This window comes from Phormidesmis sp. 146-20, from assembly GCF_052939475.1.
Genome location: NZ_JBJPHT010000010.1, coordinates 18,638 through 44,423, shown reverse-complemented (window position 1 = coordinate 44,423; position 25,786 = coordinate 18,638). Strand labels below are relative to the sequence as shown.

Genomic DNA, 25,786 nt, shown 5'->3' with positions numbered 1-25,786 from the left:
ATTGCTACTCACTTGATTCAATCTCAATTTGTTGAGTTAGGGAAATTATTATCAACCATTGTTAGGTTAATAATACATAATTGCAGCAACGCTCACTTTTCATAAATGCCTTGTTCTACAGGTGGTGGATATAGTACCTGAGTCTTCAGCAGTCATGTATTGCCGTATCTGGTTAACAATGTTTGCCCGATCGTAGAGTCGAATCGCCGTCTCTCGTGCAGCCATTCCAAGTTGTTCACACAGACGATCGTTCTTCAAAAGTTCTAAACAAGCTTCAGCAAACTTTTTAGGAGAATCACACTGCAAATATTCGCGCCCGCTTTGCATTTGAAGACCTTCAGCCCCAATCCCGGCAGCGACAATCGGTTTACCATAGGCTGCGGCTTCGATCATTTTGACTCGTGTTCCTCCACCCGAAAAAATGGGACAGCAAACAACTCGAACTCGCTGATAGAGAACTGTCAAATCATCCACAAATCCAGTAAAATCAACGCCTGGGACTCCACGATCGTAACTCTGAATTCTTTCAGGTGAAGCACCTGCAATAATTAAACGAGCATTCGGCATCACACGATAGATTTGTGGCCAAACTTGCTCGATTAGAAAATTTGCTGCGTTGACATTTGGCTGATAGCCGTATGCACCCAAAAATAACAAGGTTGGTTCAGAGGTTAAAGCTTGAGATTCTGGGATTGTTGTAGCATTTGGAAGCGTCATTACACCAGGCAAACCTAGACGATGAGAAAGATAGCATCGATCAAGGTCTGAACAAACGAATGTTGAATCAGCCATACAAAGTGCTCGTGATTCACCCCACCACAACGCAGGCATCTGGAGATAGTACAGATTAGTAAAGAAACTATAGGGAGGCTGACTGATCTCTCGGAAAAACTTCTTGTGTTCAACATCGTCTAGATCCAGATAAGTTGGTGGTAAAGCTCTCTGAGTTAGCATTACTGGCGGCATCGCGTGCAGCCGATGGACAAAAATGACATCGGGTTGGCAATCAAGGCACTTTTCAAAAGCTTGAACTTGCTGATCCCCACTGGTGGACACCATGTAAGGGTGATGGAAGAAATTGAAGACTGCTTTGGCTTGCCGTTTCCAATTGGATAGATTGGAGGGTTGGGTTGACTGTGCATACAGAAAAAGATTGAGATTAGGATGCCAAGAGCGCCGAAGATATGCTTCGAGTCTTGCTACCTCCGCAGGTGAAGTATCAGTCTCCGGGGAAACATAAAACAACATATCAAGATGAGACACTGTTCGCAGTGCTTCGACAAATAGCAACATTCGATTGTAACAGCCGCCCCCTTTATAGTCTGGATAGAAACTATTTGAGACAAATAAGACTCGCATTTTGATTGCCTTCAACTAGTGTTGTTATGAGTCAATTGACTGGAGTAAGCTGAAATTTGGTCTAAACCTTGTAGTGGAAGCTGACTCGCTACTATTCTGCAACTTTTGCATCATGCTGCATCTGGTGATATTTCCAAAGTTTGCCGCGTAACGCCAGCAACTCGCGATAGTTACCCTGTTCCACGATGCGTCCCTTTTCTAGTACGACCACTTTATCCGCTTGAGCGATCGTAGATAAACGATGCGCGATCGCGATCACCGTCCGACCTACCGACAGCTTCTCGATCGCGTCTTGAATCAACCGTTCTGATATCGAATCCAATGCACTGGTCGCTTCATCCAAAATCAGAATTTCGGGGTTTCGTAGTAGAGCACGAGCAATCGCAAGGCGCTGACGCTGACCACCAGACAAGCGCACACCCCGATCGCCCAACAATGTATCAAAGCCTTCAGGCATATCGCGAATAAAATCGAGAGCATTTGCCCACTGAGCCGCCTCGATAACTTCTGCCTCTGACGCTTCAGGACTCCCATACGCAATGTTGTCGCGAACACTGGCATTAAAGATGAAAGTATCCTGACTAACCACCGCCAGCTTGCGTCGGAGTGAATTAACTTCAAATTGACGCAAATCTACACCATCTAATCGGATTTGTCCCTGAGTCGGGTCGTAAAATCGCGGAATCAAGTCTACTAAAGTCGATTTACCTGCACCCGAAGATCCAATTAGAGCAGTCATTTTACCTTGTTCGATCGTCAGAGTAATATCTTGTAGAACTAGATTCAGGGGATCATAACCAAAGTCTACTGCCACAAACTCGATCGCTCGTCTCAAACCCAAAAATTGCTGTGTACCATTGTCGAAGTAGGTCTTGTCCTGTGTTTGAAGCAGCTTCTTTAAGCGATCGGCAGCCCCTTTGACGAAATTAAGCTGAGTTCTAGTACCATTGATTTCTTGCAAAATAGGAACCAGCCGAAACAGCACAAAGAAAAACGTCAGCAATGAAGCCACCTGAAGCGTTCCTTGAGCCACCAAAAAGGTAAACGCAATCACAATCAGGACAATTAGAATGGTAGTCGCAATGCTTTCTCCGAGAGGTCTGACGATCGCCATCGCGACCACAGCTCTCTTAGAGGTACTCACTAGATCAGAACTTGCCCGATAGTAGCGTTGACGCTCAAAATCCTGAGCCGCGAAAGCATGGACTGTGCGAATCCCATTGATAAATTCGATCGCTCTTGACGTAAAGTTTTCACTGGCACTAGAGACCGCAAAACCTGCTTCTCGCACTCGCGCATTCAAAGTAGAGATTCCGACTATCAGTAGGGTAAAGAGGAGGATTGCAGCGATCGTCACCTGCCAGGAAATTAGAAATAGCGCTGTAAAATAAACCGTCGAGGTCAACAATCGAGTAATTAGAAACGCAGTCCCGCTAAATACGGTCTTAAAGCGCTCAATTTCCGTCGTAATGGTGTTAATTAGCTCACCAGAGCGAGTGGTGACGAAAAACTTGAGTTGGACTGCCTGAAGCTGCTCGAAGATCTGTTTTCGCAACCGATCGACCAACAAGAACTGAGCCGTCTCCATGTAGATGAATGCTAGATAACCGAGTGTCGATCGTAGCCAGGTGGTCAATAGAATAATCCCAGATAGACGATAGAGCCGATTCGTCGCCGATGCCTGACTGCCCAAAACCCACTGATCCAACCACTGAATCCCAGTTTGAAAAGCAGCAGCATCCGGTGTGGTCAGACTTTGCAAAAAAGACATCAGCAGCCCAATTCCAACACCTTCCAACGCGGCTGCCAGCAAAGAGAAGACGATCGCTAGAATAGCCACACGAGGAAAATACTTAAACTCTCGCAAAATCAGATAGTGATCTTGCCAAAACCGGGTTGTCCTCAGCAGTTTGTAAAGAGGCGAGCGGATTAGAATCATGCCTTGTCTATAAGCTCCCAATTAACTTCTATGCACTTAGTTAGAATCTTTTCAGAAGGAACTAATAAGCCCCAAATTCTGGAATTACCCTGGAAATCCTCAGCAAAGATGTCTAATTTTAGTCACACTGTCCCTACCATCCCACCTTCCTAACTAGCAAACAAGCTTTAACGGAAGGCTACGTTGGAGGAACTGAGATCTTAAAGACCGTCAAAGTCCACTCCGAAAGAATCCTAAAACGATTGAGTTGTCGATCGTCGTTTCTGAAGTTAGTAAGCGCCAAACCCCGAAAGTACTTTGGGAATCGTCAGCAGCAAAAACTTAAAGTCTTGCCACAGTGACCAATCCGCCAAATACTGAAGATCCCGTCGATTCACCGCATCCAAATCCAACTGGTGCGATCGCCCCTCTACCTGCCATGCCCCCGTGATTCCTGGTAGTGCATTCAGTCGATGTTGTAGTGCAGGTTCAATTCGCACAGCGTCATACAACGCCCACGGACGCGGGCCCACCAGGCTCATCTCTCCACGCAACACATTCAACAACTGCGGCAATTCATCCAGACTATAGCGACGCAGCCAATAGCCGAGTGGCGTAATGCGGGGATCATCTTTGCGCTTATGTAGCCCTGGTTGATCCGTCATGACTTGATGGTGCAAGGCTTCTGCATTAACAACCATTGAGCGAAACTTGATGATCTGAAACAGCCGACCACGTTCTCCGACTCGCCATTGACGAAAAAACAGGGGGCCTGGCGAAGTAAGGACGATCGCGACCACAATGCCAATCATCAAAGGACTCAACAACACAAGCAACAAGGCTGCTGTAAAGACATCGAGCGATCGCTTCACCCACCAGCCAATAGAATTTTGCCAGCGCGGAAGTTGTCGGGTTACTGGAATGCGTAAATAAGCAAGTTTGCCTGCCTGCTGACAAGCCTGTGCCCAGAGTCGCAATCGGGCTTCACCTAGTTTGACATCCAGCTTCACCAGTTTGATGGGCGATCGCTGCAAACAGTCAGCCAAGGACTGCGAATCGCGAATCGGCGGAAAAACCATTCCACGATTTTGAGACGCATACTCAACAATTAGTTGCTTTCGTCGCCACCGAAGGTCGTAGTGAGTGGTTGGAATAAACTCAGTGGCAGTGGGTAGCGGGCAGTAGTCCAGAATAGAGAGGGATGGATTCATGATCTAAGAAGCTTGAGCTTGATAAAGGGTATCTATCGTGGCAACCTGAGTAGAGCCATTGGCAACCACTCCAACGAGATTTAACGAACTGAGGGCAGCGATCGCTTGAGTCACCTCATCGCGCGTCACTCGTCCCATGCGTCCCACCAAAATCACTCCTCCACAGCAGGAAGCCGCCAGTATGGTATCGACCATCCCCAACACAGGCGGCACGTCGAGCAGAACTAGATCATAGGATTGCTCAAACTTTGCCACCACTTCCCGCATCCGTCGAGAACTGAGTAGTTTTGCGGGATCACTCGGAATGGGGCCAGAGGTCAGCACAGCAATGTTGCCGCGTAAACTAGAATTCTGCTGAGTATCAATGTCTTGGGGCAGTGGAGCATTGCTAGTAAGGAGGGTAGAGAGTCCCTGATCGTTGGGAAGATTTAGAATCTGGTGCAAACTGGGACGACGTAAGTCTGCATCAATCAACAACACCCGTTGGTGAAGTCGCGCTGCACTAATTGCTAACCCCATAATCAGCGTTGATTTGCCTTCTCCCGCGAGCGCAGACGTGACGACCAAAGAGTTTAACGGCTGACCCTTCGTCAAAAGCTGAATGTTTTGATACAGCAAATCCAGTGATTCTCGCATCGATCGCTCTTGAAGAATCTGATTGAGCGAAGGCGGCAACTCTCTAGTCTTGCGAAAAGGCAGACTCAGCATCGTAGGGTTGAGACCCTCCTGGGCCGCTAATTCGGGAATCACACCCAACAGCGGCACAGGAGACTGCTTTTCTAGCTCATCCGAACTTCGCACAGCACTGTCAGCAGCATCACGAGCAAAGGCTGCAATCCCACCCAAAAACAATCCCGCTACGACTCCCACTAACACGTTTCTAGAGAGATTAGACCCCGTCGGGAAGCCGAGTTGAGGTTCTTCGACAACTTGCCAGTCAAAGCCTCCGCGCGCAATTTCTAAGCCAAGTTCTTGACGAGCTTTGAGCAGTTCCCGCAAGGTTTCACGATTGAGTTCGACTTCTGGCTGTAGTCGTCCGTAGGCAGCGAGCAGCTTAGGAAATCGCTTTAGGGCTTCTCGTACTTGCTGTTCTGTACTGAGTAGGCTGCTATAGCGGGCAACAGCGGTCTGAAGTTCTACCTGGGCGGTGGCGAGTTGACCTACTAGACCTAAGTCCAGAGTATTGAGTTGTCCTTTGGTCAAGAGGCTTTCATCAGTGCGGCTGACCAAATCGGTGCCCAGGATTCGTCCTGCTTCCTCGCGCAACAATCCCAAGAGCCGCTGACGCTGATCCACAAGCTGTTGGACAAAGGGCGTAGTGTCCTTAAATCTCAGACGTTGCTGCACGAGGGCTAAGTCATTCTTCTGCACCTCAACAAGCAGATTTTGATAGCGAGACGATTGACTTAACCGGGCTGAGAGGGTTGCTTCTTGAGGAGCCAGCGCTAGTTGTTGCTGTAAGGTGCTGTAACGACTGCGGAGTTCTCGAATTTTGATGAGGCTGGATTGCTTCTCTTGTTGAATTTGCTGAAGTAGTGCAGCCTGCGTTTTGGCTTCTCCTTCGGGATCGATTAGTTCTTGTTCGCGTCGAAAATCTTCTAAAGCAGTCTCCGATCGCTTCATTTTGTCGCGAATCTGGGGTAGCTGCTCATTGATAAAAGACAGTCCTCGCCCTAATCGTAGGCGTTGTTGTTCGAGGTTATAGTCGAGATAAACTTGCTTAAGGGCTTTGAGAACTCGTTGTGTTTTGGCGGGGTCAGTATCGGTATAGCTAATTTGAAAAATTTTCGTGGTGCCTTTGTCTGATCCGACTTTGGTATCTGTTCCGCCCAGTCCGATCGTTAATCCGCTTTTCAAACTCAGCACACTACTCGGATTATTCGCATCCAGTTCGGGATAGTCCGTCTGGAGCGATTTCATCGCTTTTTGCAACAAGGCTGAACTTTGCAGCAGACTAATCTGAGTAGCTGGGTCGATCTCCACATTAGAATCGGCAAAGTCTGTTGTTTTTTCGGCTTTGCCCTTGTAGTAAGGCTCCACTAACAACTGCATTGAGCTAGCGTAGCTCGTTGTTTGACGAGAGGCATAGTAGGCTGAAACTCCTAGCACGATCGTAAAGATGCTGGCAAACAAAAAGCGTCGTCGCCATAAGACAGTCAGAATTTGCCCGTAGCCCGGATCGGTTTCAGCCGTTGGTTTTGTGAGGTAAGTCGGATTCATGGCGGACGCAAAAAGAGGTGGGGAGGCAAGGCGGCTTAAATAGAAGGCACGACCTGATTGATCACGCGATCGACTTGACTAAAAAAAGCAGGCTCCGAAAAATGACGCACCACATGATCTCGAATCTGTTGATAGTTCCAGGAGATGTCTCTGGCTTCGACGATCGCCGTTTGCAGCGATTCGGGAGTTTGACGGTTAAAAAATACGCCCGTCTGCCCTGGAATTTGAGTATCCAACACGCCACCCGCACCATAGGCAACGACAGGCGTACCACTGGCATTGGCTTCTACTGGAACTAGTCCATAGTCTTCTAACGCAGCTACTACAACAGAGCGGGCATTTGCCATCAAGTTTTGGCGTTCTGCATCACTGACATGACCGAGGAATTGAATGTTTTTAGAAGCGCGTGCCTGGAGGCGATCGCGTTCGGGCCCTTCCCCCGTGATCAGCAAAGGTAGCTCTAACCAGTTAAAGGCTTCAACAATTACATCGAGACGCTTGTAGCTAATTAGACGGGCCGAGGCGAGGTAGAAGTCTGCTTTGTGAGCGCAAAATCGGAAGCAGTTAGTATCGATCGGGTAGTTAATCACGATCGCAGCTTTGCCGTAGATCTGTCGAATCCGTTGAGCAACAATGGTGGAGTTAGCAATGTAGAGGTCAGGCTCTTGAGCATACTTGCGGTCAAAATCCCGCATTACGTGAAAGATTTTTTGCAATAGCGGATAGAAGCGTTGATAGTTGTAGTACTCCCGCAGATAGGTGCGAGTATCCCACAAAAACCGCGTGACATTGTGGCAAAAGCAAATGTGGTAGGCACTGGGTCGCTTTCGTACTGATTTGGCAAAGCTGGTACTGCTACTAATAATCAAGTCGTAGTCACTCAAATCAAGGGCGCGAAATGCTGGGTAATAGAGCGGGGCTAACATGCGGAAGTGTTGGGCTGCACCTGGAATCTGTTGGAGTAGCGTTGTATTAACTGATCGAGTGCCTAAATCAATCGTGCGATCGGGGTCATAGAGAGAGGTAAAAATATCGGCTTGAGGATATCGTTTGCAGAGTAGCTCAAACACTCGCTCTGCTCCACCTCGTTGGGTTAGGTAGTCATGAACCAGAGCAATTTTCATCACCGCAGACTCACTAAGTAAAATTAAACTGAGAGTTAAGACTGCCCCTGAACTGAAGTTAGAAAGTTTAGACGGCTTGTATGTAGATTCACGATCGGTGATGCGGTGGTCTGCATGAATCTGTAATTGCTCGGAGCGTTAACTAAGTGGTATTCTTACAGAGCATTATCACCCAGTTTGGGAAGTGACACATCGGTTTTTACTTATTTTTACGTAAACTTAATAATCCAAAAGTGCGTTTTATACTTTTAGAACATTCTTCCACGATCTAAGCAAACCTGCTGTAAAAGCACGACCAGCAATTCCACTGAGACGATACAAAAGCAGTCGATTCGTTTACTAGACTGGCACCACAAAGCCTGATTATCAGCGTAATCTACGCCTTTAAAGACTTCGTTTATAGATTACATCTCGCTGTTGTTTTATAAGAAGCATTAACCATAAACTCACTTCAAAATGTGACCTCATGACTAAGAACTGTTGTCAAAAAATTAACAAATAGTCCAACTTCTTAGAAAGACGAAACAGCGAATCAAAAGGACTTGAGTAAATTGGTAGGCGTTGCTGATTGAAGGGATGAATGCGTGGGAGTTGTTAATCTTTTCGCCCCCTAAATCTCCCTAAATGGGGGACTTTGAATAGTTAGTTCCCCTTTGCATTTGGGCAATTCATCCCATGATTCAGCAACGCCAATTGGTATTACAAGCCAAACAAGCGGAAGAAACTAAAGATGCCTGAAAACGGGGCTGTGATTGCACCCAACGTTTCTGTAACGCCTGCCAAAGGCGATTTGCGAACAATAATCGTGTCATTGTTGCGTAACGCTGGGTTATTTTGCTCGTTGACTCCCTGATCAAAATTGATGGAGACATCACGCTTAGTCACGGTGCCATTGGGATTTAAGCGAACTAACGTCACTGATCGTTTTCTAGCGCGACTGTTAAAGCCTCCTGCAGCTAGTAGTGCTTGATTTAAAGGTGTGTTGGGCGCAACGGTGACTGTTCCGGCACGTTCTACTTCACCCACAATGTTGACCGCAACGCGATCGGGTGAAAAACTTGCCACAGCAATTCGAGTGACTTCCTGATCATTCATTGCGGTAGCGGTGGGAATCTCGATCGTGTCGCCATCCTGTAAAGGTAAGTCTTGCAGCACATCCCCCGCCGACAGCAGTTGCCAAAAATCGATTTTGATTCGCTGCTCTACGCCTCCAGCAGACAGCCGACGCACCTGGATATTACGAATATCTGCTGATTGAGTAATGCCCCCTGCAATCTGAATTGCCTTTGTCACGCTGGTTGCTTGAGATTGGTTAGCCCCTTGACTGCCCCCACCTCCAGCATCACTAATGGTATAGGGGCCAGGACGGCTGACCTCACCAACAATCGCAATTTTGAGTGGACGAGTGCTGCGCGTAGCAAAGTTAGCATTGGCGAGTTGACGAGCTTCTGCCAAATTGACGTTAGTAGCAGTGGGAATGTAAACACTATCACCATCCCGTAGTCGCAGGTCTTGACGAGTGTTGCCCGCCTGCAAAAGCTGCCACAAGTCCACGGTTAAGACTTCATCTTGATCAGGTGTCGTCGATCGCCGTCGCACCTGTACCCGTCGTAAGTCTGCTGCTTGAGTCACCCCTTCGGCAAGCTGCAAGGTGCGCGTCAGATTTGGGACGGTCTCATTGCCGATCGTATAAGAGCCAGGACGGTTGATTTCTCCTGCAAGAACTACCGTAATTGGGCGTGAGACGGTCAAACTGAGGGTGACGATCGGGCGTGTTAAATAAGGCGTAAACCGCGCCACAATCTCATCAGATGCCTGTCTTAATGTTTTACCCTGAACAACAATCGCCCCAGCCTGAGGAAAGTTAATTGTGCCATTGGGCAACACTAAATATTCTCCGCTAAACTCCGGCACACTAAAGAACTCAACTCGAACCCGATCGCCCGCTCCTAACACATAGCCATCCGACTCCAAGGTAGAAGCAGGTTGAGAGGGAGGCATCGGCTTGGTACCATGCGCGATCGTGGCAGGAAACAAAACTGCACTTAGTAACAATGTCAAGAGCAAAGGTTGACTCATCGCGATCAGCCAGTGCCAACACAGATTATCTCGCTGACTTACAACAAGGGTGCTTCTGCAAACAGGTCGAATGGGGCGTAAATCCTTCATGAGACAGTTTAAGGCTAGAAAGTTTCAGCGTTGTAACCGTAACCAGGTCACTAAGGTCATAATCGCAACCAGAGCCAACTGAACGTTTGGAGAATCCCTAAGTGTTGAATAATGGGTATGACGAGCACTTTGTCTCGATCGCAAACCATATCGCCATCAAAACAAAGTTGCAGGAAAACTGGCACATAGTCGTCTTCCCACAACTAGTTACTGAGCCACTGCGTGTATTCCGGAGCTTTTCTATAAATAAGAATAAATTAGCTAAAGTACCGAAGTTTTACGGCTTTATACTTAGGGGCTAAGAGATTAAGCGTCAAAAAGCTGTATACTCCTACGACCAAAAGAAATAAGGACTTGAAAACCGCGCAAACTGCTTGTAAACAGTCCTCACAGATAGGCTGGAGAGCTTCAGTTAAAGGAGTCGTTTTAAGTGCAAGCTTGCGATCGAGTTTATTTAAAGTAGCCTGTAACACTAATCCAGAAGTTTTTTAGGATCTATGGAGGTATCTCGATCGCCTCTATTTATTTCTCAGCGTGACTGTGTTCTCGGTTACTTAAGGCGCGTCCCTGTTCAAGTCAACTTCCTCCTTATATAAGGTGGTGACTTTAGTCCTGATGAAGAAACCTGATTAAAGTGAATTTACCAACTTGTCTCACTTTTATTGATTGAGTGGCATTGTACATCTTTGTGTAATTTCGATAAAGCCTTTTCCGAAATTGTACTGGCTGGTACTGTCATAGCTATTATTCTACCAGGGGGATCGACTAAGCCAAGTTAGCAAGATTTAGGGCAGCATTCACCGTAAGAAGAAATACACCACTCAAGGTCGTGTTTTCTACCTGGCAAATCTTGAGAATTGAGATTGAGTTTTTTTTCTACTGCTTTCTTTGATACTGCAAAACCAGCCACACTGACTAGCAGCACATATCACTTTCATGGAGCATCTTGAGACAATCAAATTCATCCATAGACAGGAGAGTAGCTACAACTAAAAATCTTAGTTGCAAGCTACCAAACTCGGATAGATAGCATTGCTTTCCCCTTCTATAAATCTTCCTGATTCTCCGTACAAGGTCTGTAACAATAAACGGATAGCATCGGACTCATCTGGTCAGTGAAAATAGCGTTGAATATATCCCTGTGGTGGAGAAGCGTTGGACTGATATGAACTCGATCTCAAAGAGAGCAATTAGCTCCATGTGGCACGATTGCCGCCTCGCTCGAATTACCCAAAGACCAACAAAGATCGCTCTGTCTGGACTAGAAGATCGCCGTAATTTCAGGAGCTTGCCCACGATGACTGAGTTTGATCAGTCCAAAGAACCGCAGGATAGCAGCCTTGAACAAGTCACTAGTCCTCAAGACCCTGTGATGAATACGATCGCTCAAAAAACAGCATTCAAAAAAGAATCTTCTAGCGAAACAGCGACTCCGACGAACGATGACACAGTGTCCGAAACCACAAAAGCTCCCTATGAGACAATACAGCAGGGGCCAATCACCTATTTTCGCTACTACTACGAAGATGTAGAACAGCCTGCTTACTTCACCCCAGACACTGCGGAAGCCCCTACTTCAAGAAATCTTTTACCCTTTTATCTAGCGGGCGGTAGTGTTTTAGGAGCAACCTTGATTTCTGGCATTGTGATTGCTAGCTTAGCCAACAATTCTAAATCTCAGTCTCCACAAAATACAACTCAACCCGAAGTCAAAAAGACCCCCAAGCCCAGAAAGACCCCGCCCCAAGTTGCTCCACCCGAAGTTATTCCCCAATCACGATCGACTCCAGCAAAATCTCGCCAAAAACCTAAAGACGCACCCCCCCAAAAATCCTCTGCGGCTCCAGTTCAGTCTTCTTCGGAGCTACTTGTCCAGCAGTCCCTTTCATTATCTGATCCTTTACCAGTTCCCACAGTTCCGGTGATTAGGCAACCCTTGACGGGTGACTCAAAGCAACCCCTCGCGACTAACTCGAAACGACCCCTGGCGGATAACTTGAAGGGATTGCTTCCCAAGTCTTCTCCAGCGCTCCCCGCTCTGACGGCTTCGCCGCTCACGCCCTCTGCGAGCCTGCCAACTCCTTCGCTGCCTCCAACTCTTTCTAATGAGACGTTTGCGCCTACTTCTGCGATCGCCGCATCTTCAAGCCAACCGACTACCGATGCTCGTTGTGTGAGTCCCCAAGTCAAGGCTGATCCCTCTTCTGCAACTAACAATCAACGCTTCTCCGATCGAGCCTCCAGACCCGTTTCTGAACTAGTGATAGGGGAGATTGCTACAAGCTCAAAAGCCGAGATTGCCAGGGATGCGCGACTCAAGGCGGCTCAGACGGTAGACCCTTCCCTATCCAATGCGGACAAAGAGCTACAAGCGTTTTTAGACCTTCCGCAGAAGTTTCCGACGAGTGCTGGAATTGCCGTTTTGCCATTGCCCTGTGACATTGCACAAACCGCGATCGACAAGCCACAAGTAGGGGAGTTTACAGTGTTGAAGTTAGATCCTCAAGACTACCAAAAACGCTGGGAAACAAGCAGCAAAAATCCCCAGGCGCTGACCCCGATCTATGGATTTGTGGACTATAAGCAGCAATCGATCGTTTTACTAGCTAGACAATCTATAGAGAGCAGACCTCGTGACTGAATTGTAGATGCCTCCTTAAACTGGGACTAGAAGGACAAAGCGCGATCGCAGTTCCCATTAATTAAGTTTCTCGTGATCTCTTGAACGATGTAGATTGTTAGGGTTAGGCTCTCAAGGTTCTAGACGCGCTGCCAAGTGCTTTATTCAAAATCTTATTCTCTCAATATTCCACCCTGAGTAGTTACGTCGTGAATTAAGATAGATTTTTGCTGGAATCTAGCTGCCAGATTCGATTCAGACGTTGAATGCGCCGTTGCAGAACTGTAGTTTGGTGCTTTCGATCGGGCAATAGTAGCTTGGTGAGTTGGGCTGTACTGCGTGGAAATGAATGGTTTCAGAGTGTTTGAGTCACCTCACATTTAGGCCTCCGCTGAGTTTTGATAGCGACAGCTAGTTGCACGAGGGCTTTGATAGTGGCAGGTACGTTGCAAGCATTACCGCGATAGGTAAGTCTCATAATGAAGGCTCCTGGTGAGTTGAATGGTTGAATAATTGAATTGGTTGATTCCAAATCGGACTTGCTCCGCTACATTGAGTTAGTAGATGTCAATGTGAACTGATGCAATTAAGCGGTGAACATGACAGGCGGAAATAGCCACTTCAAAGATTCATGAAGTTAATAGAACTTTTCTATGAATGGATTGTTGTTCAGACAACAGTTGCTTTTGAGGAGGTTAAGGCTGAAATGACTCAATGTTCATGTATCGACTGTTAGCATTGTCCGTCAAAAACTCTTCGGACTCGATCGTTAACTTACTCGTGCCGCCTTTTTCTACTGTGAACGTTTTATCAATAGTCCTCTGTCAATTCAGATTAAAATACTGCTAGATCTGCATCAGTTGATCGGGTTGGCATCTATTGACCAACGTGGACAGGCAAAAACTTTCGGAATTCTTAGGGGGCGTAAAATCTATGACTGCTTCATCGAGATACGAAAGCATTTGGTGTGTTAGTCCTGCTAGTGAAAAGTTGGGGTATAAAAACTGTTTGATTCCCTCAGCACAAGAGTTTGTCCAAAATCTCTCTAGTTCTCAAGATGGAGGCATTCAATCTGCTTTACTGTCCTATTTTTATCCCAACGCCACTGGGACGACCAAGACTCAGGCTCAAGCTGGGCTTTGTCTCAGATGTTATGTGTCTGCCTCAATTCTCAAAGCTTGCCACACGATCGACCGTCTATTTGGCAGCGAGAAATCGTTCACATACCGCGACTTACTGCCCTTTGTGTTGAATGATGATGGAAAAACATTCGTGATTCTGGATGGCGATCGCAAAGCTCAATTACTGGTAATGGGCGACGAACCTCCCCAGCCGACGGCGTATCAGTTTTTTTCGGTTGATGTGTTGCGGACGTTTAATTCTGACGGTCAGTCCAGCTTGAGTTTAGACAATTGGGCCTTTCTACGCACCAAACAGAACACAGAACTCAAACAGTTTTTAGCAGAATTTGGATTTCAGCATCTCAGTGATTGGGCGCTATTAAATCGAGCCAGACCCCACCAGCTAGAGCGATTATCAGAGCACGATCGTTCTCTAGTTGAGGTGTTTCATCAAGTTTATCGGCGCGATCGTCGCAAGCAAGCTACGGGTGTTAAGCGGTGCCCCGACCCCTCGATTGAGCAACTGCAAGAAATGATAGCAATGTTGCAGTCTGTAGTGATTTTTACAACTAGTGAGTTGATGCAGACCTTAAAACGGGTGGCAGTACAACTCAGGCAGTACGATATTTGGTCGCATCGCGTCCCGCTAGAAGTCCACGATTCTGAAACTGGGCGTGACACCATGCGGTCAGATCTACCAAGCAGCGATGTGGACGAGTTAGATCTAGAGCAGCAAGAGCTACTGACGTTTTTTCATCAACAACTCAACCGGGCACTGATTGACGGAATTGTTCAGGAAGTCAGCGATCGCACCACCGCTTTAGAACACAGCAAAAAGTACGCACCTCTGGCGGCTCAGTTTATTCCCGGCTTGCAACTCTACTATGATCAGGGCTTATCTCTCAGAGAGATTGCCCCAAGGTTGGGAATGAGCAGTTGGGATCAAGCCAGACGCATTCTAAATCCTGGAGACTTGCTCAGTAAGGTGCGGGCGCTGACGGTACAACAGGTACTCGATCGTTTGTTAAAACAGGCGCAGCAAAAGGGATTTGCCCAAACCCCTCCCGAACCGAACTACTTGAGAACTTTGGCAGAGCAAGTAGAAGCCGTTGCCGATCAGGAAATCTTTCAAGAGGCCGTAGAAGAAATGAGAGCGGGTAAAAGTCGCTCATTCAATAGCGTCTACGCACAACAGCTTCGCGTTCATCTAAATACATTGAGACTAAAGAGAACAACCCCATGACTAACTTATCTAGTTTCCCGATGAGTTCTAGACAATTGCCGCCGGAGGTAATCTGGCTGGAGCCTGAACAAATTGAACAAGCAAAACTGATGGGCAGTGCCGCTTCTGAGGAGCAACAATGGCAAAGCTATTTGAATGCACTAGCGCTGCTAAGTTTTGAGCAATGGTTGAGCGATCGACTACCCGAACACGCGATTAACCGATTAGCGCAAACTCCACCCAATAGCTCGATTCGGTCATGTCACCTTGAGGTGAACGGATTCAAATTCTGTCTGATTGCCGTCGAACATGTGCTAGATGAGAGCGTGCAAATTCCTCAAGCTCTGATCGAGCACCCTGAACTAGCCGCACATTTCTATGTTGTGCATGAGGTGTCAGAAGAGCAAGCATTGGTTATGGTGCGAGGCTTTCTGCGTTTTGATGAACTGATGAACTACCGCGCGCGCGATCGGGTACAAAGCGATTTCTACCAGCTACCCCTTTCGTTACTCGATGCTGAACCTAATCATTTGCTGTTTTACTGTCGTTCTTTACAACCTGCGGCGATTCCTTTACCAGTTCGGGCAGCCCCAGACCCATCTTTAGTCACGCTCACCCAGACAACTACAAAATTGATTCAATGGCTTCAGGATGCTTTTGATCAAAATTGGCAAACGATCGACCAATTAATCAACCCCGAAGCTTATTTAGCCTTAACGACCCGCAGCACCGAGTCAGGAGCAAAACGAGGAAAGTTAATCAACCTGGGTGTACAGCTTGGACAACAAGGCGTTGCGCTCCTGGTGAATGTTACTTCAGAAGCAGAAGGAAAGTTGGGGGTGTTAGTACAACTGCATCCCACAGGAGAAGCTCGATACTTGATCCCAGATCTCAAATTGAGCTTGCGATCGCCCACAGGTAAAACATTGCAAGAAGTAACTTCAAGGAGTCAGGACAACTACATTCAACTAAAACCAGTCAAAGGTAGACCAGGAACTCGTTTTAGTGTTGTCATTCATCTAGATGGCGAAACGATTGAGGAAAACTTTGAGCTTTAAATCAGATTATGATGTGAACAATCACTGCTCTGGGTGAGTAAAGGAGTTGAATCTGAGCTTATTCTGAGAGGGCTGATATAAAGTCTTGTCAGGAAAAACGGACAAACACTCCCTGGATGGACATTTGTAGCCATGCTTTGCTCCATACTCACGCTTTGCTCCATACTAAAGTTGCTTCGCTCAACAAATCTGACCTTGAGAAGACCTATACTCTGACTGAGATTAGCAAATGCCCAAGTCGGTTGTGATCCATTTAGGAGCTGGAGACTTGTATAGTGGCTTGCCGAGAGTCACGGCTCAAGTGTGGGCAGGACGCTCTCGACCAGAGCAGTTTGTAGGCAGTTTACCCGCCGCCCCTGCCGTCATAAACCTGTACCGAGACTGGCGGTTACTCTATCAAAGTCTGTGCGATCGCCGCCCCTTACGTTCGATCACGGGAGCCAGCCATGACCTTGACGATGAGCTAGAAATTGATGAAATTGGCATTACCAACGTCTCTCAGGTCAGTTTTGAGCAACTCTGCCAAAGCTTACAGGATGCCCTAAATACCTGGCTACAGTCAGAAACCTTTCTGCCGATCGAGCGACAATTGCGATCGCAACTCACGCCCTTGGAGGAAGCCCGAATTGTAATTGAGACTGATGATGAACTGTTGCGACGACTACCCTGGCAGCGCTGGGATTTCTTTAGAGACTATCCCCAAGCAGAAATGGCGTTGAGTTGCTCACAATATCAGTTTCATCACGCGACTCCGCCCACCCCTCGCAAAAAAGCCAGAGTGTTAGCCGTTTTGGGCAACAGTCAGGGCATTAACTTAGAGCGCGACGGGCAATTTCTCAAGGCGCTAAACGATGCAGAAACTCAGTTTTTGGTGAATCCGTCTCGTCAAGAATTTAACCAGCAGCTTTGGGCTAAACCAGGGTGGGATATGCTCTTTTTTGCAGGGCACAGCCAAACAGAAGGTCAAAAAGAGAGCCAGACGGGACGCATTTATATCAATGAGAATTTGCAGCACAACAGTCTGACGATCGAACAGTTTGAGGCTGCGATCGAGGGGGCAGTCAGCAATGGCCTAAAGCTGGCAATTTTTAATTCCTGTGATGGGTTGGGGTTAGCGGCTGCCTTGAGTAGATTACAGATTCCTCAAGTGATTGTGATGCGAGAGCCTGTTGCCAATCAAGTCGCTCAGGAATTTTTTAAGCATTTTTTAGAAGCATTCGCCAAACAGCACTTATCCCTCTACTTAGCGGTGCGGCAGGCTCGTCGGCAGTTACAGGGGTTAGAAGATGAGTTTCCGGGTGCCTCATGGTTGCCCGTCTTGTGTCAAAATCCAGCCGTAGAACCATCTACCTGGCAGGACTGGTGTGGAACTCAGAAAGTACATCCCAATCAAGTACATCCTAATCAAGTACATCCCAATAAGGTTTACCATTCCTGGCAAGCGATCGTGTTCACGAGCCTGATCGCCACCGCTTTCGTACTCGGAATTCGCCACCTGGGAGGATTACAGTCCTGGGAACTACAAGCTTTTGATCAACTTCTGCGACTGCGCCCCTCAGAACCGCCCGACCAGCGTATTCTCATTGTCGCCATCACTGAGGATGATTTGAAACTACCGGAACAAGCACAACGCAAAGGATCACTCTCAGACCTGGCGCTGACAAAGCTTTTGCACACCCTGACCCTGCTCAAACCTCGCGCGATCGGCTTGGATGTCTATCGTGATTTTCCCCTTGATCCACTATCAACCCAACTAGCCGCCAACCTGAATCAGCCCAATTTTTTCGCGATTTGCAAAGTTGCCGACCCAGAAGCGAACTACCCCGAAATTGCTCCGATGCCCAATCTACCGAGCGATCGTCAGGGGTTTAGCGATGTCATCACCGATGCAGATACTGTACTTCGTCGCCATCTGCTATTTATGGATCGGATTCCAGGAGCCGCTTGTAGTACCCCCTATGCGCTGAGTACTCGATTAGCATTTCAGTACCTCAAAGCTGAGGGGATTGTTCCTCGCTATACATCCCAGGGAGATTTGCAATTGGGCAACCAGGTTTTTCGGCGATTACACAAGCACACTGGGGGTTATCAACAAGCAGACACCGCAGGCTATCAGATTCTACTAAACTATCGGTTTTCTCAATCCTCCCGCAGTCCGGCTCCTACTGTCACGCTCAAAGAGGTCTTGGCAGGGCGACTAAAGCGAGAAGATGTGAGCGATCGCATTGTTTTAATTGGGGTCACTGCACCGAGCAGCAAAGACTATCTAACAACGCCAGAGGGTGAGAGAATACCGGGCGTGTTTATTCAGGCGCAGATGGTGAGCCAGTTGATTAGTGCGGTTGAGAACGGACGCGCACCGATCGAGGGTTGGGGCTGGCGAGTAGAAATTCTTTGGGTCTGGACTTGGGCTGTCCTGGGTAGCGTTTTGGTCTGGCGATGTCGCTCAGTTCCCTGGCTGATTGGGCTAGAAGTCACGGCACTGGGAGTTTTAGGCGTTCTCTGTTTTTATGGGCTGACACAAGGCCAGTGGGTGCCGCTCGTTCCGACTGTGTTTGTGTTCATGATTGCCAGCGGTGTCCTTATTGTCGCAACTCAAGACCGAAATCACAGAAATCACATTAATACATCAACAAAACCATGACTCGACTCAAACAAACAACTCTATTCGCGATCGCATTCCTAGTTGCCTCCTCTAGTCATCAGGGACAGGCGCAGTCGGTGCCATCCGTTCTCAAGGATTCGATTATCTTTAATGCTGATCCGCCACCTAGTACAGGAGTTCCCGGACGGCGATCGGATGCAGGGAGCCGAGGCTGTGGAGTCGAGGAGTCCTCTAAGGAATCTAAACCGCTAATAGCTTTGGTGCCAATCCAGAAGACGGCGAGTTTGAGAATGGTGTTTGGCAAAACTGCGGCAGAACATCCCACGTTTTGGTTTTATGTGCCATACCGTTCCTTATCAACTGCAACGTTTGTTTTGCAAGATCAAGACGGCAACTCGATTTACCAATCAAATGTAGCGCTGCCCAAAACCGCAGGGGTCTTGAGTTTGAAACTACCCGCAACGGTGACTCCGCTACAAGCTGGCAAGCGCTACCACTGGTTTTTTAAGCTGTACTGTCGATCGGTTTCGCCACCAGATTCCTTTGTCGATGGTTGGATTCAACGCGAAACGCTTCCGTCTGATGTGACTCAGAAACTCAAAACGGCAACGCTTCAACAACAAGTCAGGCTGTATGCGACCAATGGTTTTTGGTTTGATGCTTTGGCGACTGCGGCTGAACTGCGTCGTACCAATTCGAGAGATTCTACCTGGGCGGAATTGTTGAAAGCGATCGAGCTAGAGACGGTGGCAGATGAAGCGATCGCGACACCGTAAGTACAGAGAATACTGTCTAATACCAATTCTTTAGGAAGCTGCATAGAGTCGATCCCCTTAGCCTCCATTCAATAAAATTCTTGAAATCGAGTTCTAGTAAACAAGACAGCATTGAGCATACAACCCAACAGTTAACAGGTGTTCCCACGGGCAATACGATTCGCTATCATCTCGACAAACTCAACGATATGGAAGCGTTGGAAGCGCAACTGAATCAAGCGTTGCAAAGCCGAGTCCCATCTCGGATTCGCGGAGGCAAGCAGCGATTGGCAATCGACCTGCATCTGGATTCCGTACTATGGCACCCCCACCGCGACAGAGTTGCCCTATATCTACCGTTCTCACGCCAAATCGGGCACGACTTCTTTCTTTGCCTATGCCACCGTCTATGTGATTGCTCGAAATAAGCGAGTCCTGCTCCCGTCTAGTGAAAGCCGAACTTGTGGGTAATAGTCAGAGCAGATCTGGGGGTTTACCGCCGACTTGCCCCACGTTGTGGGCACAAGCGGTTACTTGCTACCGACCCTCGCCCCCTAAATTCCTCAATTCTAGGGGACTTTCAAGATTTGATTGAGTAGACGTGAATTCAGTAGAGTTTTCTGGCCTCGTTGCTTAGAGCTTTTGCCTGCCAGTCTGCCAATTTTGAAGGACTTTTAGACAAGCGTTTTGATTCAAAGTCCCTCACTCGTCGGCGATTTGGGGGGCGTTTTCGGATGGATAGTAGCGAAAGACTTCATCGATCTCGCGTGAATTTAACGTGAATTCGATGGAATTTTCTCGCTTCGTTATTCAGCACTTCTGCCCCCCAACCCCCCAATTTTGGGGGACTTTGAGACAATATTTCTCGTTCAAAGTCCCTCACTTGTGGGGGATTTAGGGGGCTGAAGCCGAGTGAAACGAAGCGAAAGACTTCATCGAACTCGCGTGAATTTAGAAAAAAATTATCGATCTTGCATAAAAACTGCCTAAAATTTCTAAGAGTGATGTAGGGTGACAGAATTCCTCACAAACGAGGAAGCTCGATCGCCTCAAGCCCCTGCACGCATCTTGCCGATATGACTGGAACACAGACATCATCGAGTCAATTGCTTGACCCATCCTTGCTTGACCACCAGTTAAAGCAGATGGCGATCGCCGCTCAACACCATCCGCCCAAAAGTCGCCTCCGTCAGCGCGCACTATCTCAGTTAATTCGGGCGCTCCAGCAGTCAAAAAAGCTAGTACGTCCCCGTCGATCGCAGTTTCAAGGATTCTACGACGAAATCTATGCCGAAGCGGTACAGCGATTGTTTGTCCATTTGTGCGAAAAGATTGATGCTTACCAACCCCACCGGGGAGAAGTGCTGCAATGGGTGAATTTTTTGCTCGATCGCCAGTTTTTTATCGAAGCCAGCCGAGACATTTTGCCAACTTTACCCAAAGGAATTGATCCGCGTCGGGTCATTTGTTTGACCTTGGAAGATCTCGACCACAGCAACCCCAGCGAAGTCAATCCCCAATTAGTACCTTTGCCGTCCCAACAAGTCCAACAGTGTTTAGAAGAAGACCCAGATGGTAAATTTCGCGCTACGTTTATCGATCGTAGGCCAGCAGCCAATTTTCAAGTTCTCGCACTGAGACGACTTGCGGGCTATTCCTGGCAAGATCTGTCTTTAGAACTAGGCATTAGCATTCCGACTCTCAGCAGCTTTTATCAACGATGTCTGACAAAGTTTGCGCCTCAGTTAAGAGCCTACTTGTCTTGAGGCGTGAGAATCTATCGACCGGATTATGCAAGCTAGATACCATACCACTGTGAATTTATACCACTGCGAATTTGATGAAGTTTTTTCGCTTCGATGTCAAGCTTCTGCCTCCCCAAACCCCCAATTCCGGGGGCTTCAAGATCAGTTGAGCTACGAAGTTCTAGTAACTATGGCTTGAGCCGTCAAGCAAAAAGTTTTGTCAGTTAACTAGCCCAATCCATTTCAACACCTTCATTCCTATAACGGAGCTAATTTCAACATGAATCTTTCTACTACAGTCGATCAGGCAACAGTGACGATTCCTATAACGCTGAGAGCGCGTGAAATAGCCGATCGCTTTCGTCAAGAGCATCCTCACAAGGCAAAGCAGATCTATTTGAATACTTTGGCAGTTCAAGTAGTGCAGGCTTACTTAAGTTGGTTTGGGATTGCGACGGAGCTATCAGAAAGTTATAGCTGGAATCCGGTGATGCAAGCGTTATCGAATGTTGCAGACCTGATGGTTACGGGAGTAGGTCGATTAGAGTGTCGATCGGTCTTGCCCAACGAAGTGACTTGTCAAATCCCCGCCGAAGTTTGGGGTGACCGGATTGGCTATGTTGCCGTACAGTTTGATCAAGCTTTGACAGAAGCAGTTTTGCTAGGGTTTACTGCTCAGGTGACCACTGAAACCGTGTCGATCGCACAGCTACGATCGCTGGATGAGTTACTCGATCGCTTAAAGCAGTCAGAACCCGAAACGCCCACACATCTAAGTCGCTGGCTAGAGGGCACGATCGAAGCAGGTTGGCAAACACTAGAGGAATGTTTTGGACAACAACCTATTCTCAATTTTCGAGGGACCAGTCAGCTTCAAGCAGTCGAGTCGCCTGTAATTCGTAGTAAGATGCTGAACCTGGGAATTGGACTAGAAGAAATATTCGTCGCACTTTTAGTCGGTGTGATTCCTACAGACACTGAATGGATGGAAGTCTGGATTAGAGTGTGTCCCCTTGATCGTCAAACCTACTTACCCGCTGGGCTAGAAGTGATTGTATTGGATGCAGAAGACTGTGCAGCGATGCAGGCCCAATCTCGCCATACTGATATGATTCAACTAAGGTTTACTGGCACGATCGGCGAAACCTTTAGCATCAAAATTGCATTAGGACGACAAAGCGTTATCAAAGCGTTTGTAATCTAAGAAGACATCAGTTCGACAAGTTTTTTCGCTGCGCTGCTTGAAGCTTGTGCCCCCAACCCCCCACTTTTGGGGACTTTCGGACTTTCATCAACGATTCAGATTAGATTCAGCAATGCCGTTTTTAAAGTCACCAAAAACCTAATCGAATTCACAGCTTAATCAGAGGTGAAGAATCAAGCAAGTTGACAGCTTAAGTCACTTCATCCGAGAATACAACTCACTGCTTCATCCCTCATCCCTTCTCATGAGAACCCGATCGTGCTAAACGTTGAGAAACTGGTTGTCCTCAAGCTAGATGGTGACTTTGAGCAAGGGTTTCGAGTCGCCTTAGAAGTCGGTATCGATGGCGATCGACCTGCGATCGAGATGGTTGGGTTTCTTCCGGCTAACTCAGAGTTGGTCATGGTTCTACACCGATGGCAGCAAGCTTATCGTAGTTTGGGACATCACACTCGCATTGTTCCGCAAGAGATCATCTATGGTGGCTCGGTCAATCAGTTGGATGACTGTCGCAGCTTTGCCCGCGAACTACACGATCGTCTCAACACCTGGTTAGATTCACCCGCCTTTCGAGGCATTGACCGTCGGCTCAGAGAAGCGTTGAGTCCAGAAGAAGTGATTCGGATTTTGGTGCGAAGTCAGGACGAACAGATCCAGCGGTTACCCTGGCAGAGTTGGAATCTACTAGAGCGCTACCCAAAAGCAGAAATTGCTCTATCAGTGCCGACTTTAGAACGCATTCAGGTTGATCGATCGCCCGATCGTCCCGTTCGGATTTTGGCAATTCTAGGTAATCAGTCCGGTATTGATGTCGAAGCCGATCGCAGAATTTTGGAACAGTTGCCCGCTGAAGTGACCTTTCTCGTCGAGCCACCTCGCCAACAGATTACCCAACAGCTTTGGAACCAGCCCTGGGACATTCTGTTTTTTGCCGGACACAGCCAAACCGAAGGCAACCACGGACGAATCTACCTCAACCCACAAGAAAGCCTCACCCTGGAAGAACTCAAGTATGGACTGCGACAAGCGATCGCTCAAGGCTTACAGTTAGCCATTTTTAATTCCTGTGATGGATTGGGGTTTGCTCAAGAGTTTGCTCAACTTCATCTTCCTCAGATGATTGTGATGCGAGAACCTGTTCCTGATCCGGTTGCCCAAGCATTCCTCAAAGTGTTTCTATCTGAATTTACGCAAGGCGAATCACTCTACTTGGCGAGCCGTCGATCGCGAGAACAATTACAAGGACTCGAACACGACTTTCCCTGCGCTAGTTGGCTTCCTGTTCTCTGTCAACATTCTCCTGATCCGCCACCTCGCTGGCACACGCTGTCCAGACAAAAAGAAGTTTCCGTCCCTCGGTCTTCTCTGCGATTGCGACTGTTCACCAGTGGGCTAATAACTGCTCTGATACTAGGAATTCGCTGGCTAGGCGGACTACAATCGCTGGAACTTGCAGCCTTCGATCGTCTGATGCGCCTCCGACCGAGTGAAGGGTTAGACCAGCGGTTGTTGGTTGTCAAAGCGACCGAAAAAGACTTTCAACAACTTCAGGAATATCCCCTCAGCGATCGCACAGTTACCCAACTATTACAAAAGCTAGAACGCTATGAGGCTCAAGCGATCGGCTTAGATTTATATCGTGATATTCCCCAGGGCACCGGACGCGCCGCACTCCTACAACACCTGCAAACGAGCGATCGCGTCATTGTTCCCTGCAAACTGCCCGATCAGCGAAGTCAAGGAATTGCTCCACCCCCTGATATTCCTCCTGATTCTTTGGGCTTTACGGATGTTGTGGTTGATCCCGATCGAGTGATTCGTCGTCAGGTATTATCCGTAAGTCCAAAACCAGGTGTGTCCTGTTCGACTGGCTATGCACTGAGTTTTTTATTAGCAGCTCGCTACTTAGCAGACAAGGGAAAGCCGAATACTGTAACAAACAACAATTGGCAGCTTGGCAAAGTTTTACTACCTCGATTGCAGGTGCCAACAGGGGGCTACTCTATGATCGAGACCAATGGTTCTCAAATTTTGCTCAACTACCGAGCGCCGATCGAAGTCGCCCAACAAGTTACAGTCACCCAGGTATTAAATGACCCTGACCCGGACTACATTCGCGATCGCATTGTCCTGATTGGAGTCGATATCGAAGACATCGATCGCTTTGCGACACCTTACAGCCGAGATAATAGTCAGACGCTCCCCGGTGTTGTAATTCATGCCCAAATGGTGAGCCAACTACTGAGTGCTGTTTTGGATCAGCGTCCTTTACTTTGGGTATGGTCTCCTGGCGTAGAAGGACTCTGGATCTGGGGCTGGTCGATCGCGGGTGTGTGGGTTGCAGGAATGTCAGTGTGGACAGGGCGAACTGGATTGCTCTATTGGAGCATCACAAGTGCAGGAGTGCTAATCCTCTTAGGCGGCATTTGTTTTGGATGGCTTAAGCAAGGCGGTTGGATTCCGTTAGTCCCGTCTGCGATCGCATTCTCGGCAAGCAGTGGTAGTTTGGTGATTTACAACACCTTTTTAACTAAAAAGAGACTTCAAAAACAGATCTAGACAGCAGTCCTTTATGATTACACTAGCGATCGAGCATTGTAGAATGCAGCCAGAAATAAAAACAAGTTTGTTCATCCATCAAACGACCAGCCAATGACGAATGACAAAGGACACTCCCAATGTACAGAGTCAATCAAATTCTCCGATACACCGTCTTAGCCGCAACGATCGCGGCACTGCTACTGAATGACATCAGGGTAGCTTTCTCTGCACCTGCACCACGCCCCAAACGGACTCGCATTCGTTACAAAATCGCGCTACCGCCGCCGACGGGCAATCCTACTCAAACCAGTGGCGCAGGAAGCCGAGGACAGACTGGTAAATGCCCTGCTGTAGACATTCCCCTCACCGCATTGGTGCCGACTTCGACTGAGAGCGATTTTGTCTGGGGTCGCACACTAGAAGCGCGGCCTACTTTCTGGGTGTATGTTCCCTATCGGCTGACTCCTCAACTACCAGGTGAACTACGACTCAAAGAGCAAGACCCCGAAGGAAACAGCCGCAATCAGACCATTGTTCGCATTACCAACGCCGCTCCCGGTGTGATGGGCATTCGCCTGCCCGCCAATAAAACATTAGCCACCAATCAGCTCTACTACTGGAGTTTTGTGGTACTTTGTGATTCAAATGATGCTTCGGCTAACCAATTTGTCAAAGCAGCCATCCAGCGCATTGCTCCCCAGCTAGTCAACTTATCAGCACCGGGACGAAAAGCTGCCCTCTATGCAGAAGCTGGACTGTGGTATGACGCAATCACCCAGCTAGGCAAAACGCTACACGATCGCCCCCAAGACCCCCGCACGCTGGACGATTGGACAACCCTACTCACCGACAGCGGCTTAAATCGAGTCGCCCTCAAAGCGATCGTCAAAACCCCCTGAGCCTCCTCGTGAACC

General features: G+C 48.0%; 16 protein-coding genes. 10 read left to right on the top strand and 6 right to left on the bottom strand.

Annotated features, from left to right (window positions below):
• Positions 1-99 precede the first annotated feature (99 nt).
• From ACKFKH_RS10920 to ACKFKH_RS10895, 6 genes are all read right to left on the bottom strand, one after another.
• Entirely contained in the window at positions 100-1,359 is a 1,260-nt protein-coding gene (locus ACKFKH_RS10920) for a glycosyltransferase (RefSeq protein WP_446858314.1), read from the bottom strand.
• Positions 1,360-1,450: 91 nt separating this feature from the next.
• Positions 1,451-3,298, bottom strand: a complete 1,848-nt coding sequence (gene hepA / locus ACKFKH_RS10915; protein ID WP_446858313.1) for a heterocyst formation ABC transporter subunit HepA — start codon at positions 3,296-3,298, stop codon at positions 1,451-1,453.
• 269 nt (positions 3,299-3,567) lie between these two features.
• Positions 3,568-4,488 carry a heterocyst development glycosyltransferase HepC gene (gene hepC / locus ACKFKH_RS10910; protein WP_446858312.1) on the bottom strand — a complete coding sequence of 307 codons (921 nt, stop codon included), beginning with the start codon at positions 4,486-4,488 and terminating at the stop codon, positions 3,568-3,570.
• 3 nt (positions 4,489-4,491) lie between these two features.
• The gene (locus ACKFKH_RS10905) at positions 4,492-6,708 is read right to left on the bottom strand and encodes a GumC family protein (RefSeq protein ID WP_446858311.1); all 2,217 of its coding nucleotides are present in this window, start codon (positions 6,706-6,708) and stop codon (positions 4,492-4,494) included.
• Positions 6,709-6,743: 35 nt separating this feature from the next.
• Positions 6,744-7,832: a glycosyltransferase gene (locus ACKFKH_RS10900; protein ID WP_446858310.1), complete on the bottom strand. Its 1,089-nt coding sequence runs from the start codon at positions 7,830-7,832 to the stop codon at positions 6,744-6,746.
• A gap of 699 nt (positions 7,833-8,531) precedes the next feature.
• Positions 8,532-9,911: a polysaccharide biosynthesis/export family protein gene (locus ACKFKH_RS10895; protein WP_446858309.1), complete on the bottom strand. Its 1,380-nt coding sequence runs from the start codon at positions 9,909-9,911 to the stop codon at positions 8,532-8,534.
• A 1,387-nt stretch (positions 9,912-11,298) separates the two neighbouring features.
• On the opposite strand from ACKFKH_RS10895, the gene ACKFKH_RS10890 reads away from it, so the two are divergent.
• The 10 genes from ACKFKH_RS10890 to ACKFKH_RS10845 all read left to right on the top strand — a co-directional run bounded on the left by ACKFKH_RS10890 (position 11,299) and on the right by ACKFKH_RS10845 (position 25,771).
• Positions 11,299-12,642: a hypothetical protein gene (locus tag ACKFKH_RS10890; RefSeq protein ID WP_446858308.1), complete on the top strand. Its 1,344-nt coding sequence runs from the start codon at positions 11,299-11,301 to the stop codon at positions 12,640-12,642.
• Positions 12,643-13,554: 912 nt separating this feature from the next.
• Positions 13,555-14,985 (top strand): hypothetical protein, encoded by a 1,431-nt coding sequence (locus tag ACKFKH_RS10885; protein ID WP_446858307.1) that lies wholly within the window; start codon positions 13,555-13,557, stop codon positions 14,983-14,985.
• On the top strand, positions 14,982-16,022 hold the full coding sequence (locus tag ACKFKH_RS10880) for a DUF1822 family protein (protein ID WP_446858306.1): 1,041 nt from the start codon (positions 14,982-14,984) through the stop codon (positions 16,020-16,022). The genes ACKFKH_RS10885 and ACKFKH_RS10880 overlap by 4 nt, the downstream gene beginning before the upstream one ends.
• A 229-nt stretch (positions 16,023-16,251) precedes the next feature.
• Entirely contained in the window at positions 16,252-18,666 is a 2,415-nt protein-coding gene (locus tag ACKFKH_RS10875) for a CHASE2 domain-containing protein (RefSeq protein ID WP_446858305.1), read from the top strand.
• Positions 18,663-19,403, top strand: a complete 741-nt coding sequence (locus tag ACKFKH_RS10870; protein ID WP_446858304.1) for a DUF928 domain-containing protein — start codon at positions 18,663-18,665, stop codon at positions 19,401-19,403. Before ACKFKH_RS10875 ends, ACKFKH_RS10870 begins: the two co-directional genes overlap by 4 nt.
• 80 nt (positions 19,404-19,483) lie before the next feature.
• Positions 19,484-19,810, top strand: coding sequence for a hypothetical protein (locus ACKFKH_RS10865; protein WP_446858303.1), 327 nt, complete (start codon positions 19,484-19,486; stop codon positions 19,808-19,810).
• Between the two features lie 648 nt (positions 19,811-20,458).
• The gene (locus tag ACKFKH_RS10860) at positions 20,459-21,148 is read left to right on the top strand and encodes a sigma-70 family RNA polymerase sigma factor (protein ID WP_446858302.1); all 690 of its coding nucleotides are present in this window, start codon (positions 20,459-20,461) and stop codon (positions 21,146-21,148) included.
• Positions 21,149-21,407: 259 nt separating this feature from the next.
• Positions 21,408-22,331, top strand: a complete 924-nt coding sequence (locus tag ACKFKH_RS10855) for a DUF1822 family protein (RefSeq protein ID WP_446858301.1) — start codon at positions 21,408-21,410, stop codon at positions 22,329-22,331.
• A 258-nt stretch (positions 22,332-22,589) separates the two neighbouring features.
• A complete protein-coding gene (locus tag ACKFKH_RS10850) occupies positions 22,590-24,890 on the top strand; it encodes a CHASE2 domain-containing protein (RefSeq protein WP_446858300.1) in 2,301 nt (766 codons plus the stop codon).
• A 119-nt stretch (positions 24,891-25,009) separates the two neighbouring features.
• The gene (locus tag ACKFKH_RS10845; protein ID WP_446858299.1) at positions 25,010-25,771 is read left to right on the top strand and encodes a DUF928 domain-containing protein; all 762 of its coding nucleotides are present in this window, start codon (positions 25,010-25,012) and stop codon (positions 25,769-25,771) included.
• The last annotated feature ends 15 nt before the right edge of the window (positions 25,772-25,786 follow it).

Coding starts and splice junctions, on each gene's coding strand:
- ACKFKH_RS10860 (WP_446858302.1), top strand. CDS start 20,459: ATGACTGGAACACAGACATCATCGAGTCAATTGCTTGACCCATCCTTG.
- ACKFKH_RS10890 (WP_446858308.1), top strand. CDS start 11,299: ATGACTGAGTTTGATCAGTCCAAAGAACCGCAGGATAGCAGCCTTGAA.
- ACKFKH_RS10895 (WP_446858309.1), bottom strand. CDS start 9,911: ATGAGTCAACCTTTGCTCTTGACATTGTTACTAAGTGCAGTTTTGTTT.
- ACKFKH_RS10845 (WP_446858299.1), top strand. CDS start 25,010: ATGTACAGAGTCAATCAAATTCTCCGATACACCGTCTTAGCCGCAACG.
- ACKFKH_RS10900 (WP_446858310.1), bottom strand. CDS start 7,832: ATGAAAATTGCTCTGGTTCATGACTACCTAACCCAACGAGGTGGAGCA.
- ACKFKH_RS10920 (WP_446858314.1), bottom strand. CDS start 1,359: ATGCGAGTCTTATTTGTCTCAAATAGTTTCTATCCAGACTATAAAGGG.
- hepA (WP_446858313.1), bottom strand. CDS start 3,298: ATGATTCTAATCCGCTCGCCTCTTTACAAACTGCTGAGGACAACCCGG.
- ACKFKH_RS10880 (WP_446858306.1), top strand. CDS start 14,982: ATGACTAACTTATCTAGTTTCCCGATGAGTTCTAGACAATTGCCGCCG.
- ACKFKH_RS10885 (WP_446858307.1), top strand. CDS start 13,555: ATGACTGCTTCATCGAGATACGAAAGCATTTGGTGTGTTAGTCCTGCT.
- ACKFKH_RS10870 (WP_446858304.1), top strand. CDS start 18,663: ATGACTCGACTCAAACAAACAACTCTATTCGCGATCGCATTCCTAGTT.
- ACKFKH_RS10875 (WP_446858305.1), top strand. CDS start 16,252: ATGCCCAAGTCGGTTGTGATCCATTTAGGAGCTGGAGACTTGTATAGT.
- ACKFKH_RS10905 (WP_446858311.1), bottom strand. CDS start 6,708: ATGAATCCGACTTACCTCACAAAACCAACGGCTGAAACCGATCCGGGC.
- ACKFKH_RS10855 (WP_446858301.1), top strand. CDS start 21,408: ATGAATCTTTCTACTACAGTCGATCAGGCAACAGTGACGATTCCTATA.
- hepC (WP_446858312.1), bottom strand. CDS start 4,488: ATGAATCCATCCCTCTCTATTCTGGACTACTGCCCGCTACCCACTGCC.